General features: G+C 40.0%; 15 protein-coding genes and 1 tRNA gene. 14 read left to right on the top strand and 2 right to left on the bottom strand.

The window, feature by feature from the left end; translation table 11 throughout:
- Positions 1-52 precede the first annotated feature (52 nt).
- Both ACFQ1X_RS02060 and ACFQ1X_RS02065 read left to right on the top strand, forming a co-directional pair.
- Positions 53-508 (top strand): hypothetical protein, encoded by a 456-nt coding sequence (locus ACFQ1X_RS02060; RefSeq protein WP_144840478.1) that lies wholly within the window; start codon positions 53-55, stop codon positions 506-508.
- Positions 509-862: 354 nt separating this feature from the next.
- A complete protein-coding gene (locus tag ACFQ1X_RS02065; RefSeq protein WP_144840479.1) occupies positions 863-2,473 on the top strand; it encodes a glutathione ABC transporter substrate-binding protein in 1,611 nt (536 codons plus the stop codon).
- Between the two features lie 109 nt (positions 2,474-2,582).
- Here the strand turns inward: ACFQ1X_RS02065 and ACFQ1X_RS02070 are convergent, their stop codons facing one another.
- Positions 2,583-3,629, bottom strand: a complete 1,047-nt coding sequence (locus ACFQ1X_RS02070) for an aromatic acid exporter family protein (protein WP_144840480.1) — start codon at positions 3,627-3,629, stop codon at positions 2,583-2,585.
- 129 nt (positions 3,630-3,758) lie between these two features.
- On the opposite strand from ACFQ1X_RS02070, the gene ACFQ1X_RS02075 reads away from it, so the two are divergent.
- A tRNA-Leu gene (locus ACFQ1X_RS02075) sits at positions 3,759-3,842 on the top strand.
- Between the two features lie 136 nt (positions 3,843-3,978).
- Here the strand turns inward: ACFQ1X_RS02075 and ACFQ1X_RS02080 are convergent.
- Positions 3,979-4,935: a calcium/sodium antiporter gene (locus ACFQ1X_RS02080; RefSeq protein ID WP_144840481.1), complete on the bottom strand. Its 957-nt coding sequence runs from the start codon at positions 4,933-4,935 to the stop codon at positions 3,979-3,981.
- Positions 4,936-5,262: 327 nt separating this feature from the next.
- Here ACFQ1X_RS02080 and ACFQ1X_RS02085 point away from each other — a divergent pair, with 327 nt between their 5' ends.
- The 11 genes from ACFQ1X_RS02085 to ACFQ1X_RS02135 all read left to right on the top strand — a co-directional run bounded on the left by ACFQ1X_RS02085 (position 5,263) and on the right by ACFQ1X_RS02135 (position 16,882).
- Complete coding sequence (locus ACFQ1X_RS02085; protein WP_144840482.1) at positions 5,263-7,533, top strand: excinuclease ABC subunit UvrA; 2,271 nt, start codon at positions 5,263-5,265, stop codon at positions 7,531-7,533.
- 359 nt (positions 7,534-7,892) lie between these two features.
- Entirely contained in the window at positions 7,893-8,858 is a 966-nt protein-coding gene (locus ACFQ1X_RS02090; RefSeq protein ID WP_144840483.1) for a sugar-binding transcriptional regulator, read from the top strand.
- Positions 8,855-9,778, top strand: a complete 924-nt coding sequence (locus ACFQ1X_RS02095; RefSeq protein ID WP_144840484.1) for a sugar ABC transporter substrate-binding protein — start codon at positions 8,855-8,857, stop codon at positions 9,776-9,778. The genes ACFQ1X_RS02090 and ACFQ1X_RS02095 overlap by 4 nt, the downstream gene beginning before the upstream one ends.
- A 23-nt stretch (positions 9,779-9,801) precedes the next feature.
- The gene (locus tag ACFQ1X_RS02100) at positions 9,802-11,310 is read left to right on the top strand and encodes a sugar ABC transporter ATP-binding protein (protein ID WP_144840485.1); all 1,509 of its coding nucleotides are present in this window, start codon (positions 9,802-9,804) and stop codon (positions 11,308-11,310) included.
- Entirely contained in the window at positions 11,310-12,281 is a 972-nt protein-coding gene (locus tag ACFQ1X_RS02105) for an ABC transporter permease (RefSeq protein ID WP_144840486.1), read from the top strand. The genes ACFQ1X_RS02100 and ACFQ1X_RS02105 overlap by 1 nt, the downstream gene beginning before the upstream one ends.
- Positions 12,281-13,054, top strand: coding sequence for a tryptophan synthase subunit alpha (gene trpA, locus ACFQ1X_RS02110; protein ID WP_144840487.1), 774 nt, complete (start codon positions 12,281-12,283; stop codon positions 13,052-13,054). The genes ACFQ1X_RS02105 and trpA overlap by 1 nt, the downstream gene beginning before the upstream one ends.
- A 2-nt stretch (positions 13,055-13,056) precedes the next feature.
- Positions 13,057-14,532 (top strand): xylulokinase, encoded by a 1,476-nt coding sequence (locus ACFQ1X_RS02115; RefSeq protein ID WP_144840488.1) that lies wholly within the window; start codon positions 13,057-13,059, stop codon positions 14,530-14,532.
- Positions 14,533-14,926: 394 nt separating this feature from the next.
- Entirely contained in the window at positions 14,927-15,649 is a 723-nt protein-coding gene (locus ACFQ1X_RS02120; RefSeq protein WP_379081160.1) for an Ltp family lipoprotein, read from the top strand.
- Positions 15,650-15,681: 32 nt separating this feature from the next.
- Positions 15,682-16,197: a YcxB family protein gene (locus ACFQ1X_RS02125; RefSeq protein ID WP_144840490.1), complete on the top strand. Its 516-nt coding sequence runs from the start codon at positions 15,682-15,684 to the stop codon at positions 16,195-16,197.
- A gap of 17 nt (positions 16,198-16,214) precedes the next feature.
- Positions 16,215-16,562, top strand: coding sequence for a hypothetical protein (locus ACFQ1X_RS02130; RefSeq protein ID WP_144840491.1), 348 nt, complete (start codon positions 16,215-16,217; stop codon positions 16,560-16,562).
- A 176-nt stretch (positions 16,563-16,738) separates the two neighbouring features.
- Positions 16,739-16,882, top strand: coding sequence for a hypothetical protein (locus ACFQ1X_RS02135; protein ID WP_379081164.1), 144 nt, complete (start codon positions 16,739-16,741; stop codon positions 16,880-16,882).
- The last annotated feature ends 157 nt before the right edge of the window (positions 16,883-17,039 follow it).

The raw sequence follows: 17,039 nt of genomic DNA on the forward strand, positions 1-17,039 counted from the left end.
ACATATCATATGTAGCGATAGAGGAAGCAGATAAATTTTAAGGGGTGGCATAATGGACAAATTAGTAGAAGAACAATTGAAAGAGATACTCGATGTGTTCGAGAGTCTCCCCGATTGTAGAATTGAAAAGAGTACAGACGACCGTCTTTTAATCGCCAGTTATAAACCGGTTCCCTGGAGTGGCTCACTCGAAAAGCGGGACACGGAATCAGCGCATAAAATTGGATATATTAATCCGCACAAAGCTGCACTGGGTCTTTACATCGATTTTCCGCATGATTTCCTGGAATTTGAGGAGTTGGAAAAAATCATAGACCCTGAGGCGACGTTGACTTATTATCCGCCCGAAACTAAGGCGACTACAGTGAAAAGCTGGTGGAGATTCCGCTCTGATGATAAATTTGACAGCCTCCACATGGTTCTAAGAAAAACAGAGTTGGCATATTATGATTTTAAAAGAGAAGACTGGATTGAGTTAATGCAACAGATAACCGGAGTTCATAAATGATTGAAAGATATACTCCAAATGAACACAAGTTCCCGTACTTTTCTGCTTGATAGCAGAGGAGTGCGGGAACTTTATATTTTCTGATATTTTGTAGTGTCGCGTCACCGGGAAAGAAACAATTCTAATCGATTTTGACTGCACACGACAAGTTATACTCCATATAAAGCCCCACCCGCTGTACCAACATTGCGGGTGGGGCTTTTCATGTCATTTTAACCAATCGAATATTTAAGACCTGATTTATATTTATGTATAATTCATCATTGTAATGAATATTAATGCATGATAAGATAATTTCAGAAATAAAAAAGGTATTGGCAATTTCTACTAACAGACATCTTAGGGGGAGACATCATGATTGATTTGAAAAAGTTTGGTTGGCCGCTAATTCTTGTGTTGGTGATGGGAATATTCCTGGCTGCTTGTGCAGGCGGAAGCGACGAGAGTGAAAGTTCGGAGGAACCGGGCGCTGAAAATGGCAATGAAGAAACGGCAGGCGGTGATTTGGTACTGGCTGTTTTAGCGGATGCCTCAACTTTGGATCCGCAGGGCACCAGTGATGTTACGTCGTCAGTCGTTCAGGAAAATATATACGAAAACCTCGTTGAGAAAGATGAAAACAACGACATCATCCCCGGTCTTGCGAAAAGCTGGAAGGCAGTGGATGAGTTGACCTGGTCGTTCACATTGAATGAAGGAATCAAATTCCACGACGGTGAAGATTTTAATGCAGAAGCTGTCAAAGCGAATCTGGACCGTATTTTAAACCCGGATTTGGGTTCACCACGCCATAATTTGTTCGCAATGATTACAGACGTGGAAGTTGTCAGTGAATACGAATTGCATATTTCGACTGAATATGCATTTTCTCCATTGCTTTCCCATTTAACGCATAATAGCGTCGGCATGATTTCACCTGCTTTAATTGAACAGGCGAACGCTGATTTTGAGAACGGCGACGATCCATTTGCTGCCGTCTCTGCAAACCCGGCTGGAACCGGTTATTTTAAATTCGATTCATGGGAGCCGGGCCAGATGATTCGCCTCGTGAAAAATGAAGATTATTGGGGTGAACCGGCTCATGTGGATTCTGTTGAATTCCGCGTCGTTCCTGATTCCCAGGTACGCCTGGCAAATCTTGAAACCGGTAACGTCCATATCATTGATCCCGTTCAGCCGAACGAAGTGAGCCGTATTGAAAACGGTGACGCGGCGAGCATCCACCGCCAGGCATCAGCGAGCCTGCTGTATCTTGGTTTCCATACAGAAAAAGAGCCTTTCGACAATCCGCTGGTCCGCCAGGCAATTTCCCATGCAATTGACCATGAATCGATTGTCAGCGGCATCTACGAAGATTTGGCAATTCCGGCAACTGGTCCGCTTGCACCCGGCACTTTCGGTTACTCGGAAGATGTGGAAGGCATCACTTATAATATGGATAAAGCACGAGAACTGATGGCTGAAGCCGGTTATGAAGACGGCTTCTCGACAACCATCTGGACAAGTGACAATCCGCAGCGGCTGTCGATTGCAGTTCTGGTGCAAGAGGCGCTGGCTGACCTGAACATTGATGTGGAAATCCAAAGCATGGAATTCGGGACGTATTTGGATGCCACTGCTGCGGGTGAGCACGATATGCTGATCGACAGCTACTCGAATCCAACCGGAGACGCAGATTATCAAATGTATACCTTGTTCCACTCTTCGCAAAAAGGCGAGTCAGGAAATCTGACGTTTTATGAAAACGCTGAAGTCGACGCCTTGCTGGACGATGCCAGACGTGAAACAGAACCCGAAGAACGGGCAGCCATTTACGCCGAGGCTGCAAACATTTTGACAGAAGAAGCCCCGATGTCCTTCTTGCTCCACCAGGAATTTTTACTTGGTGTTGCAGATAACATCAGCGGTTTTGAAATTAACAGCGCCGGCATTTACAATTTGAAAAACGTACAGATCGGGCAATAATCAAACCTGCTTGGCAGTAGAAGCAATAGACCAATAGAAAACGGTCGCGCCGGAAACAATTTCGTTTCCAGTGCGGCCGTTTTTTTTATTCCATGCAATTTCAACAGGTTTACATTTCCGCTTCCCGGGCAGCCTTCACACTGTTCGGATCGAAAAACTTATCCACCAGATCATAAATGGTGATGAGCTCGTAAAGAATTTTGAACTCCGGCGGGAACAGGGTAGGGTGCAGGGCATCGCTGGTTGATATGCCTTTGCTGTCTTCCCAAAAGAAGTCTGTAATGATTTTTAATTGATGCTGATGCGTTTCGTGGTCGTATTCATTGGAATTCTGCAGGTCGTCGGCAAGCTCCGTAACTGCTTGCATAATAATATTCCGCTCAGCGGGGGACCATTTAATGCTATGGAACGGGATACGGAGTAAAGCATCCAAATGGAACTCCAGATTATGTAAAAAGAGCAATTGCCTTTCCGCCATGCGAAGCTCAGTTTCCCGATCGCGAACCCGGGGGTATAAACTGAATTCATCCCGCTGGTAATGAATTAATGTCTCTGTCTTTCTGATTTCCGTCGTCAGCCGCTTCACAAGATCCCTATCTTCCTGAAGGTTCGCATCACCTTCAAAGAGAATCGTATGGAATGTGTGTTCCAGCATCGTTCCTGCACGTTCACTGATACTCTGGATACTTTTCAGAATATCTGACCTGTAGTTTGGCGGAAAAACGAGCATGTTGACAGCGGTTGACACGAGCAGGCCAATCGTCGTCGTACCTAATCGAATGAAGAAAGAGATCAGGAAATGATCATGGATGACTTCGACCATCGCTACGGCTGTCAAGGTGGCAACGAGTAAGCCGGCATGCAGATTTAACCTGTAACAGACTAAAATGGTTGCCACAGCAGCGAGTGTATAGGTAATCGGGGAATCCCCGAAAAGCGTAATAAAGAAAACGGCAAAGGCAGAACCGATCGCAGATGCCGGGAACCTGACGAGCCCTTTTTGGATCGAATCACGGACAGTCGGTTCAATCGTAACAATTGCCGTGATGACCGCGAAGACAGGCGGCCATCCCATCCAAACACATATAGTCGCTGTTAAAAATATCGCCAGCCCTGTTTTCAGAATGCGGCTGCCATTGAAATGAAAGGATCGCATCGCAGGTGGACCCCCTTTCCTTTATGTAGTATTTCTCCTGAAGTTTAGTATATCACCCATAGTGAACATCCCATTTGACTTTTTTTCTTATCGAAGGCAAAATATTTATTGTTCAGGATTATTGCTCTTGCGGATGTGGCGGAATTGGCAGACGCGCTAGGTTCAGGGTCTAGTGGTGGAGACACCGTGGGGGTTCGAGTCCCTTCATCCGCATCGATCAAGCTCTACAGAAAAAAGGACTGTTGATTATATACTAATCAACAGTCCTTTTTTTGATAGTTATAGTGATTCATATTGTATTGAAAGCCTTATTATTACTGCCATTAAAATACTCATTCTTCTCTATCTTTTAATTTCGTAAAATAATAAATACAACGTAAATGATGTAAATGACGGCTAAAACTGTCCCTTCAATCCTTGAAATCTTATACTGGGTTCTCGCCAGAACCATTACTAAAATGGTTACAAAGATCATCAGCCATACATCCATGAATATCTTCGAATCAACAGTTAAAGGATGGATAGCTGCTGATGTTCCTAATATAAAGAAAATATTAAAAATATTGCTGCCGATAATATTTCCTAAAGCAATCTCCACCTGCTTCTTTAAGGCTGCAGTAATAGAGGTGACTAACTCAGGAAGTGAAGTACCTACAGCAACGATTGTCAAACCGACTAATGTCTCACTCATTCCGAGTGAAAGCGCGATCTGAATGCTGTTTTCTACCACAAGGTTACCACCAAATACGATGGCGGCAAGTCCTCCAATTGTTAAGAACGTGTTTTTCATCTTGGACGTGTTCTCGATATCAGCGGGGTTTTCTTCTATGTTCAGCCGATCTTTCCTTGCCACCTCAAAGACATAGTAAAGAAAAACCGCAAAGAAAAGCAGCAGCATGATGCCTTCCGTTCTTGAAATGATGATGCTGTCCGACGATTGAAGTTGAATATCGCTAATTAAAAGCAGCAACGCCACTGCGCCCAACAAGGCGAATGGAATCTCTTTTCTTATTGTTTCGTTCTGAACCAGCAAAGGGAAAACCAGGGCTGTTACTCCCAAAATGAAAGTGATATTAAAGATGTTGCTGCCGACTACATTCCCGACAGCTACATCACTGTTTCCTTCGAAGGCAGCAATGAAACTGACTGACGCCTCCGGTGCACTTGTACCAAAAGCTACAATCGTTAAGCCAATCAATAAAGGCGAAACCCTCAAGCTCTGCGCTATTTTTGAAGCTCCTTCTACAAAATAATCAGCTCCCTTAATCAAAAGAGCGAATCCTATTAATAAAAATAGATAAGTCATGTGTTGTTCACTTCCTTCATTTCATTTGTCGTTGATATAAGTAACTCTACTCTATTCTACGCTAATATCCTACGCATTATTCAAAAAACCGGAATGATTCGATACTGCGGCAATCTGGAGAATCAATTATATTACGGATTTCTTTTCATTCTATATATTTTAGTGTGAGCCTGGCCAAAACAGGGAACGATAACTAAAGAATTAGCATATGCCAATCGCCTACGGCAAGAGGAGCTGTTTTCCGGAACATCGGCTACTATATTTTTATTTATTCCTTATATATAGTAGGATGGTTCCCTGATTTGATTGAAAAAGGAGATTGTCAACATGACATATAAAAGAGATGAAATCATATTGCGGGGACTTCAAGAAAATAATTTGAAGAATATCGATTTGAATATCCCGAAAGAAAAAATCAACGTTTTTACCGGCCTGTCAGGTTCAGGGAAAAGCTCGGTCGTATTTGATACCTTAGCAACAGAAAGCAGAAGGCAAATGACATTGAACTATCCTCTTTACATCCGGCACCAGATGCCGAGGTATGAAAGGCCGCATGCCGACTTGATGCAGCACTTAAGCCCGGTTGTCGTCGTGGAACAGAAGCCGGTAAGAGGCAATTCGCGTTCGACTGTCGGCACCTACATGGATATTGATCCCCTGATCCGGCTGTTATTCTCCAGAATCGGCAGTCCACCGATCGGCTCAGCCACCGAGTTTTCGAGTGAAAGTTCGTTCGGCAACTGCCCGAAATGCAATGGTTTCGGGGAAGTGGTAACGCCGGACATCTCAAAAATCATCGATGACACGAAATCACTCAGAGAATCCGCAGTGAGATTTAAACCGCTGTCTCCCTCGGGCTGGCAGGGCAGATGGATGGTGGATGGCGGGTTGTTCGATCCCGATATACCCGTTAAAGATTTCACGGAAGAAAAATACAATCTGTTAGTGCATGGGCCACCGGAAGGCGAGCGGGCATTCGGAACTTATTATTTCAAAGAAGGCACTCAGGACATCGAATGGGACGGCATCCTTCCCAGGTTTATTCGCCTGTACATTAACCGGGATCTCTCGAAGCTGAAAAAAACTTCCCAGGAAGATGCGCTGGCGATGACTGCACATACAGCGTGCCCGACCTGCGAAGGTTCCGGATTGAATCCGAAAGTACTGGAATGCAAAATCAATGGCTTGAATATCGCCCATTACGACCAACTGGAACTGATGGACTTGATGGCTGAATTGGGCCAAATAAATGACCCTGTCGGAACATCCATTGCGCAGCAGGCGTACCCGAATGTAAAACAACTGGTTGATTTGGGGCTGGGCTATTTGAGTCTGGCGCGAAAAATGGGTACCTTGTCCGGCGGAGAAGCCCAGCGCGTGAAAATTGCCCGCCATTTGGGCAGCAGTTTGAATAACATCACATATATTTTCGATGAACCGAGTGCGGGGCTTCATTCGGAAGAAATCGAGATGCTGACGCAAATGCTGGAAAGTTTGAGAGACAATTATAATACCGTCGTCGTGATCGAGCACAATCTGGCCGTCATAAAAACAGCGGATGAAATAATCGAGATGGGTCCTGGAGCGGGAGTTGGCGGTGGAGAAGTGATCTATCAGGGTGCACTGGAAGGGCTGAAAAAAGCTTCAGCCATCACCGATTTGGATCACAAAGTCTCCATCAATAAAAATCCGCGAGGAGCGGATAGCTCGTTCTCCATTAAAAATGCCTCTGCCAACAACTTGAAAAATGTCAGTTTGGAAATTCCTGAAAATGTCCTGGTCTCTGTATGCGGCGTTTCAGGTTCCGGCAAGAGTTCATTATTATTTGGCGCATTTACAGACGAATATCCTGAAACCATCGCGGTCAGTCAAGGCAGCATCGGAACTTACAGCCGTTCGACGCTGGCCACCTATATGGGAATCATGGATGACATTCGATCAATCCTGTCAAAAGAAACAGGCCAGCCGGCGGGCTTGTTCAGCTTTAATTCGTCGGGAGCCTGTCCTGTCTGCGAGGGCAAAGGCGTCACTACGCCGGACGTGGCTTTTGCGGATCCTGTAACCGTCACTTGTGAAGCCTGCAGAGGCACGAGGTATTCAGAAGAAGCATTGTCTTATCGCCACAAAGAAAAAAATATTGTGGAAATTTTGGAACTGTCGATCGACGAAACCAATCATTATTTAAAAATGCCGAAAATCGTCAAAAAAGTGGATACCTTAAAAGATGTGGGCTTGGGCTACCTGACGCTCGGACAGACGACAAGTTCGTTGAGCGGGGGCGAAGTGCAGCGACTCAAACTCGCCAGCCACCTGAAAAAAGAAGGGCAGATCTATTTATTGGATGAACCCTCATCCGGCCTGCATACCAAAGACAATGATCATCTATTGGAGGTTTTCCAAAGCCTCGTAAATAAAGGGAATTCTGTCATCATCATCGAGCACAATCTGAACTTTATCGCTGCGAGCGACTGGGTCATCGAAATGGGACCGGGTGGAGGCAAAAAAGGCGGCGAAGTCCTGTTTGAAGGAACACCGGAAGATATGCTCCAGTCGGAAACATTGACGGCGAAGTGGCTGCGAAAAGGTGTGAAGGGGTGAGCTTGCCCCCCTGTGTAAAAACAACTCCAATTTATGTTCCATATATCTACACACCCGCCGTATCCCGACAGCGGGTGTGTTTATTTATTTTATTAGTCTAAATAAATTATGGAGAATGCACGGAAGACAGTAATATCCACTGCTTGCTGCATCCCAATCCAAATAACCGAATGCGACGGTGACAACAGCGTATTATGGAGTTTTGTTAATTTAGATATATAATCGATATATTTTATTTGCAATTTAAAAAAATCTTCAGAATTTATTGACATTAAAAAGGATATAAGTAATACTAAATTTAACAAAGAACATATTCTCATCTTTGAACATATGTTCAAACGGTAAAAAGGAGGCTTGGAATGAATAATGAAAGACTGAGACTGCTAGTGAAAGTTGCCCATCTTTATTATGTAGAAGGTATGATTCAACAAGAAATCGCAACACATTATGGGATTTCTAGAGCTCAAGTTAGTAGATTTTTAACTAGTGCTAGGTCAGAAGGTATTGTGGAAATTACAATTAAAAACCCTTTTAATGATGAAGCTCTATTAGAGAATAAATTAAAAGAGATGTACAGCCTTAAAGATGCGATTGTAGTTGATATTAGTAATGCGGACGATAAAATGGCAGATGTATTAATTGGCAAAGCTGCTGCAGCTTTTTTTGAGAATGTAGTGAGTGAGAAAGATATTATAGGAATAATGGCAGGAAAATCAATAACAGCTTTAGCCAAAGAGGTAAACGATATTACAAAAACTGATATACAATATGTTCCATTAGTAGGCGGTTGGGGATCTGAAGGTACAGAATGGCATTCAAATACTAACACTTTTTTATTTGCTAAAAATTCAAGAAATGCTTACTCAGTTCTTCATGCACCTGCAGTTGTCAGTACTACTACGACTAAAGAATCTTTTCTTAAAGAGCCCGAGATTTTAAATATAATAAGTCTTTATAAAAAGTTAAATATAGCAGTAGTAGGGATAGGACAAATTTCAAATGAAGCAACACATGTTAAATCGACAAACATGTCTATCGAAGATGTTAATGATTTGAAAAATGAAGGGGTAGTAGGAAGTATTGCAACCACTTTTATTGACTCAGAGGGGCAACAAGTTACTACTCCTTACTCCGATAGAATGATAGGAATTAGTGGCGATGAATTGAAAGCGGTTCCATTAGTTGTAGGTATAGCTAGAGGTAACGTTAAAGTTGACGGAATAAGGGCAGCTATAAAAGGGAAATGGATTGACGTTCTGATTACTGATATGAATACAGCAGAACTATTGATCAATACAAAAAATAATAAGGGGGAATCACAATGAGAAAAATTTTAATTTTAATTTTTATGGTGTCATTAATAATTATTGTCAGTGCTTGTGGCGATGGAGATGTTAGTGATGGCGAGGGTGAAAAGAACGTCGCTATACTTACACCCTTTCTATCTTCCGTAACAACTAAACAAATGGTAGATACTCTTGAACAACAAGCTGGGGATAAAGGATGGTCAACTAATGTTATCGATACTAACGGAGACGTTGGAGCATTAGCGTCTCGAATGGAAGATGTAATTTCTTCAAATGTTGACGCTATAATTTTGGTCAGTACTGATCCTAATCAAGTGAAATCACAGATTGATTCAGCTGAAGAGAAAGGAATTCCGGTATTTGGAAGTGATGCAAGTTATATTGAAGGAATGACTTTAAATGCAACAAGTGATAATGCTGAAATGTCTAAATTAATTTCTAATTATCTTATTGAACAAATCGGTGAAGAAGGAAACTTAATTGTTTTTACACACCGTCCACATCCAGGAGTATTAAAAAGAACTGAAGTTCTCGATGAACTTCTTAAAGACTATCCTGATATTAATGTAATTACAGAACAAGAAATTCAAGTTCCTGGACCAATTGAAAACTCTCGACAACAGATGGAAAATTTACTGCTAGCAAATAAGGAGACAGATTCTATCACAGCGGTATGGGCTGGTTGGGATGAACCAGCAATTGGAGCTGCTCAAGCTATTCAAGCCGCCAATCGAGAAGATATTATTGTTACCGGTATCGATGGCAACTCCCAAGCTATCGAAATGATTGAAAATGGCTCTCCAATAAAAGCGACAGTGAAACAAAATTTTGATGGGATGGCTGAAATTGTAATAGAGCAAATGGAAAATGTATTTGACGGCGGAGAAGTCGAGGATACTGAGATGTATGCTCCGGCAGAACTAATCGAAGGAAAGTAAGACTTTCAAAAGGTGGAATTTAAATGAACTTACTTAAATTTGAAGGCATATCTAAAGAATTTGGAAGTGTAAAGGCTTTAAATAATATAACTTTGGAAATTAAATCTGGTGAAGTCCATGCACTTATAGGAGAGAATGGGGCAGGTAAATCCACTCTAATAAAAATTCTTACAGGAGTTTATACGCCTAGTGAAGGACAAATACATTGGGATGGTAATCCTGTAAAGATTGAAAATCCGAAAGAGGCAAAAAATTTAGGAATTGATGTAATCCACCAAGACCGCCAACTAATTTCTTCTTTTAGCGGATTGGAAAATCTATATCTCAATACTATTTATCCTAAAAAATTTTTAGGTGTAGATTGGAATGCCATGAAAAAAGAATCAAGTATATTGTTGGATAAATGGGGGATGGATATCCCCCTTCATAAACAAGTTTCCGAAATGACGCCTTCTGAAAGAACAATGCTTGAGATTGCCCGTTCAATGATGTCCAATTCAAAGGTATTAATATTAGATGAACCTACAGCTTCATTAACTGACAAAGAGTCTGAATTATTATTTCACTTTATCAAGAGACTTCGAAGTGAAGGTGTAGCAATAATCTATATTTCTCATAGATTAGAGGAAGTAATCGACTTAGCAGATAATGTAACAGTTTTAATGAATGGAAATTTAGTAAAGACTCTACATCAAAGTGTTATTACTCAAGAACTACTTATTCATTACATGACTGATGGCCAGACTACTATCAACAAGAAAGAAAAAAATCAACGCCATTTAGGAGAAGTCTTACTAAGTGTTTCCAATCTTAGTACAGTAGATAAGACGGTGAAAGATGTAACTTTTGATTTGCATGAGAGAGAAATCCTCGGAGTTTACGGTTTGGCAGGAGCAGGTAGGACTGAGACTGTTGAAGCAATGTTTGGACTCAGGAAAAAAGAAGCAGGAACTATTAGATTTTTTAATAAAGAAGTTTTGAAACCTAGTCCAGTACATGCAATACAGAATGGTATTGTTTTGATTCCGGAAAATCGGCATGAAGATGCTTTGATTATGGAGAATTCAATTGCGGAAAACATGTCTCTTCCAATTTTAAATACGTTAACTAAGTTTGGGAAATTACAGAAGAACAAAGAAACTCAAATAGTGGAGCGGGAAATGAAAAAATTTCAAGTAAAAGCTGTTAATTCTAGCCAACCCGTTGGGGAATTAAGTGGTGGAAACCAACAAAAAATAGTGTTTGCAAAAGCCTTATTATCGAATCCCTCTGTATACATTTGCGATGAACCTACTCAAGCGGTGGATATCATGACCAGACAACAAATTCATCAATTCCTCGAAACTCAAGTTGAAGATAAAAAAGGGGTTCTTTATATATCTTCTGACTTGCATGAAGTTCTTGAAATAAGTGATCGAATTATTGTTTTTAGTGAAGGTAAGACGGTGGCAAACATAAAAAATGAGAATCTAAAACCTGACAACATACTTGATATTTGCTATAAATTTCAGAAAGAGGTTGTGATGGAATAATGGAGCAAACCGAGAAAACATTACTTGGACGCGACATATTTAATAAAAATATGCTTAGTTCATACGGGACTATTGTAGCTGGAATTTTGATTGTTATTATTTTTAGTATTTTAAGTCCATCATCTTTCGCGACTTTTGATAACTTCATAAATATCACTCGTCAAATTTCTTTATTGGTCATTATAGCAGTTGGAGCTACTTTAGTTATGACGGTAAAAGAATTTGATTTATCTATTGGGGCTATGGCAAGCCTGGGGGGTGTCATTTCCGCAAAACTTGCAGCAGATGGTATGCCTATCACTTTAGCCATATTAATTCCAATTATTATTGGCTTCTTAGTTGGACTCGTAAATGGTTATATCATTACAAAATTCAATGTACTATCATTTGTTACTACTCTCGCAATGGGAACTGTAATAGGAGGATTCACTTTTTGGTTTACAGGAGGTTCGACTATATTTGAGAATATTCCTTCGGAATTTAAATGGATCGGTCAAACAAGTGTTATAGGAATTCCCCTGTTATCAATTGTAATGATTTTAGTAGTAGCATTCTTTTGGTACTTTATGACCCAAATGGTTGTTGGAAGAAGGTTATATGCTATAGGAGGAAACGAAAAAGCCTCTAAAGTATCAGGAATTCCTATAAAACGTTATAAAACTCTGGCATTTGCTTTATGCAGTATGTTAGCAGCACTAACAGGCGCTTTGTTAGCCTCTAGATTAGGCTCTGCGCATCCTACTGGTGGGGACGGTTATTTTTTGAATGCATATGCTGCTGTATTTTTAGGGATGACTATTGTAAGAAGCGGAGTTTCTAATGTTTTTGGTACTTTATTTGGTGCTGCCGTGCTAGGAGTATTAGCGAATGGACTGACTATTTTAGAAATTCCTACATTTATGCAAAATGTCATCACAGGTATTATTATAATTGTTGCGTTAATTCTTCAAAAGATAGGGCGTGAAAATTAATGATTAATTCCGAAAAAGTAAGGAAAAAAGAAAAGTTATTTTTAACTGGATATTTTGTAGCAAGTGATCCAAATCCAGATGCGTCTATTGAATACATTAAAAATGCAATTAACGCTGGAATGGATGCAATAGAAATCGGAATTCCTAGCGCTGATCCGTATCTTGAAGGAGATATCATAAAAAGAGCTCATGAAAGAAAGTATCCCGATTTTAAAGAAACTCAAGATATATATAATTTTTTCGATAAGCTTCGTCCTTATACAGATGGCCCAATTTGGGTAATGGGTTATTACAACGAAGTAATAAATTCAGAACTATATAAACTGTTAGCAGAGCGAAAATTAGTAGATGGTTTTATAGTTCCTGATTTACCTATAAATGAGATGAAATCAATCAGACAAAATATGAAAAAATTTCAAACCGAACTTATTCCTGTTATTAATAATAAAATGAGTGAAGAAGACTTAAATATAGCATTATCTGAAACTAAATTAGTATATTGTCAAATCCATACAGGGAAAACAGGAACCCAAATATCTAATTTCAATGATTTACCTTTCTTCTTTGACAAAATCAAGAGTAAAACAGATGCAAAATTAATGGCGGGTTTTGGAATTAAAAATGCTGACTTAGCACAGAGTGTATGGAAACATGGATTTGAAGGTGTGGTTGTGGGGAGTGAAATAGTAAAATTAGTAGAGATGAACGATATGGAAGGGCTTTCTGAGCTCGTAGAAAGTATTGTTAAATCTAAAGAATTTAAGGGTGTTTAATTATGGAGTATGTAGCAGCTTTTGATTTAGGTACTACTGCAATTAAAGGGATTTTACTAAGTCGTGATGGAGAAATACAAGCAGAGTGTTCAATTGTTATAGAAACTTATTATAGATCAAATAATATAGTTGAGCAGAACCCGGAAGAATGGTGGGAGGCAGTAAAAAAAATAGTTCGAAAATGGTTCGTAGATAAAAAAATTAATCCTGAATCGATAAAAGCAATAACTTTTAGTGGTCAAATGGAAGATGTAATATTAATCGACGAACAATCTGAAACTACGAATGCAGTATTATATGCTGATACCCGTGCCTATAAAGAGGCTGATATAATTAAGGAAGCGTTTCCGGATTTTAAAAAAATTACTGGAAATAATGTTACTTCTTCTTCTCCAATTGCAAAAATGCTTTGGTTAAAAGCTAATAAAAAGCTAAAAGACAATAGTAGATATAACATAGTATTTAGCGCAAAAGATTACATTATATTTAAACTAACAGGATCAATTGTTACTGATAGTGTAACTGGGGCTACTACAGGCATTATGGATTTAAAACGGAGGAAATGGGAGCTGGGTGTTCTTGAAAAGCTAGAAATCGAAGAGTTTATTTTGCCGCGGCTTTTGAATCCGCAAGAGGAAGCTGGAAAACTTTCAGAAGAGGGAGCTAAACAAAGCGGTTTTCTTCCAAACACTCCTGTTTTATGCGGGGCAGGAGATGCAGGAGCAAGTACGTTAGGAGCTGGAGCAACAAATGTAGGAGATTGTTATATGTATCTCGGGACGACTGGTTGGGTAGCAATTTCTTCGGAAAGTACATATTTTCAAGAACAAGGTCTTTTTACTTTAGCGCATGTGGTTCCTGAATTGACTATTACAATCGCTCCCTTATTAAATATAGGAAATGTTCATGCCTGGGCTATGAAAACATTTTTGGGAAATGAGGATTATGATGAGTTTGAAGAAAGTATCCAATCTTCTCCAATAGGGGCAAATGGGTTAATCTTTCTCCCTTACTTAAATGGGGAAAGAGGTCCAATTCAAGACATTAATGCAAAAGGTTCATACTGGGGCATTACTCATAAAACTCAAAAAAATGATTTTACTAGAGCTGCTTTAGAAGGTGTTTCTTACTCTTTGTTTCAAGTGACAAAAATTTTAATGAAAGAAAATAGTTTGAGTTCAATCACTTTAATTGGTGGAGGGGCAAAAAGCAAAGTTTGGTGTCAATTGCTTGCAGATATTTCTAATGTAACAGTTAAAGTACCGAATAATAGCGAATACTTACCTTCAATAGGGATCGGAGCAACAGCTTTCCAATATTTAGGGTGGATAGAAGATTATAAACTATTTATACAACAAAAAATTGAAAATTCTTCCTCCAAGATTTATTATCCTATAAAAAAAAATCATGAAATTTATTCAAATATTTTTAAGCAATATTTAAAGCTTTATCCAGCTATGAAACGTATATACGAATAAGTTTTTTGATGAAAACCGCTCCTCTTGTAAAAATCAACTCTAAACGATTTAAAGTTTATACACTGTTGCGACCGCTACATCAGCATTTGATGAGATTCTTTTTTATGTTATTTGTCCATATAAATATCCAGTATGGGTACTTCTGTAGATATCTTAGGAATTTAAATTAAAAATTGAATCACTATGGATTTACCTGCGTCCGCCATTTCTAAAAGAAATGGCGGGATTTTTGTTTGTTAAATCTAGAAAAATTAAGCAATCGGAACGACTATTGTAAAATAATGTATTAATTTAAATGCAAGTGTACTATGATAAACGGAAAAAGAAATTTAGAAAGGAGAGCTGCAAAATCGAAAAAGTAACAGCATTCATAAAACGCAGGTGGAGATACATATTGGTTGCATTGATCGCGTTGATTATCGGAACAAGTTTTGGCCCTTCGCAGGCTGAAGTGGACGTTTCTTCAGATGAAAATCAAAAAAAGGTTGAAACACTCGAATTGGCGAATAAAGAATTGTCTTCAGAGATCGAAACACTCGAATCGACCAATGAAGAATCCGGGAATAAAATCAAAGAGCTGGAAGCCAAGGTAAAAGAGGCGGAACCATTTTTCTTGCTGGAAGAAAAAGAGAAAGAAGCAAAAGAGGCCGAATTGAAGAAAAAAGAAGATGAAGAAAAAGCCAAGAAAGCTGCAGAAGATGCTGCTGCAAAAGAAAAAGCGGATGCTGAGGCAAAAGCGAAAGCGGATGCTGAGGCAGAAGAGAAAGCCAAAGCTGAAGAAGAAGCGAAAGCAAAGGCCGATGAAGAAGCAAAGGCAAAAGCTGCGAAAGATGCGGAAACGGTCGCACAGAAACAAGCGATCGGAATGGCTGAGAATTATCTCGAGTATACTGCTTTTTCCAAAAGTGGATTGGTTGAACAATTGGTATTTGAAGGATTCAGTAATGCTTACGCTGTAGAACAAATCGAAGCCGACTGGAGAGCACAGACAGTCACAATGGCTAAGAATTATCTCGAGTACACGGCTTTTTCAAGATCCGGATTGATCGAACAATTGGAGTTTGAAGGGTTCAGTAATGCAGACGCTACATTTGCCGTAGATGCAATGGGGTTATAAGAGAAAAATTTTAAAAAGGGGTCAAGGGAAAGATGGAACTCAACTACAAACTCACCGAAGAAGACTATATCGACTTCAATTTATTTCATGCAAAAAATTCAAAGGCGGTAAAGAAACAAGTAACAATGCAACGGGTATTGGTGCCGGTGATGTATATCATACTGGCATTTTTGGGATTAGTTTTTCTGGACATGCCGTTTCTCTTTCTATTTATCCCGTTTCTCCTCATGGGCATCTTATGGTTCATTTTCTATCCGGCATATTTTTACCGTTTGATCAAGCGGAACTCGACCAAGATGATGCGGGAAGGCAAAAATGAAGGCGTGCTGGGGGCTCATAAGATGATTTTTACGGAAGACGGGTTGCGTGAAATCAGTCCGAAAGGCGAGATGTCCATTTCCTGGAGCGGCATCGAAAGTTTCGGCGAAGACCCATCCGGTTTTTACTTATATAACAGCGGAATGTCTGCGCTGATTATTCCGAAAAAAGAACTGGGGAACAGTGAGGAAGTCAGCCGTTTTCTGGATGGGAAGATTAAAAGCATCTGAAATGGAGGAGAAGTGATATGGTCGAACGCAGCGCTATATTTTCAAATGTTCTTCACGCCCTGCTCGGCAATGTGCCGACCAGCTTGCGGGCGTTGGTCATTACGATGGACGAGGGGAAGAAATTCTCACAGTGGACCGCCTATTTCGATGACGAGGCGCATGAAGATGAACTCGAGGCCGTCAGTGTGGCCAATACACAATTTTTCTCTTCTTTTCTGGAAACTGAACTCAATAACACAAACGTCGAAAACATCATTCTCCCCTGGCCTGAACCGTTTCCATGGGTGGGCACAGGTGACATAGAAGGCTATCTGGTCTATCTGCGTTATGAGAAGCCGAAGCACAGCCGGAAGCATTTACTCTGAGCGATCCTCTGCATCAAACACATTTCAATACGTTTCCTCTATTTTTAAAGACGGTTGGTTAATTATGATAAACTGTAGACAGCGTTTGTAATGGACTGTACTCAAACTAATGAAACGGTATAGTTGCAGAATATATAGAGCGATATTGGCTTAAAGTCAGATTAGGGGGAGATTATATGGAAGTTTTCGCGCTTGTGGGGTTCATTTCTGGAATGGCAGGATTTTCTTTCGCAATTGTCGCTTTTACGACAGCGATAAGCAGCATTAAAAATGGAAAAGAACTTGAAAAAAGAGTGGTTGAGCTAGAGGGAAAATTGTAGACGATTTCCCAAGTGACGGACAGTGTTTGTTCAGTATTCCAAAAAATCTATATTCATTCACGACTCAGTTCTTATTGAACTGGGTTATTTTTTTGCAATCAAATTAGGCTGTTTCATTCAGGCAATTATAAAACGCATCCTGTGTCAAACCCGATTT

The sequence above is a fragment of the Metaplanococcus flavidus genome (assembly GCF_042675885.1).
Lineage (GTDB): Bacteria > Bacillota > Bacilli > Bacillales_A > Planococcaceae > Planococcus > Planococcus flavidus.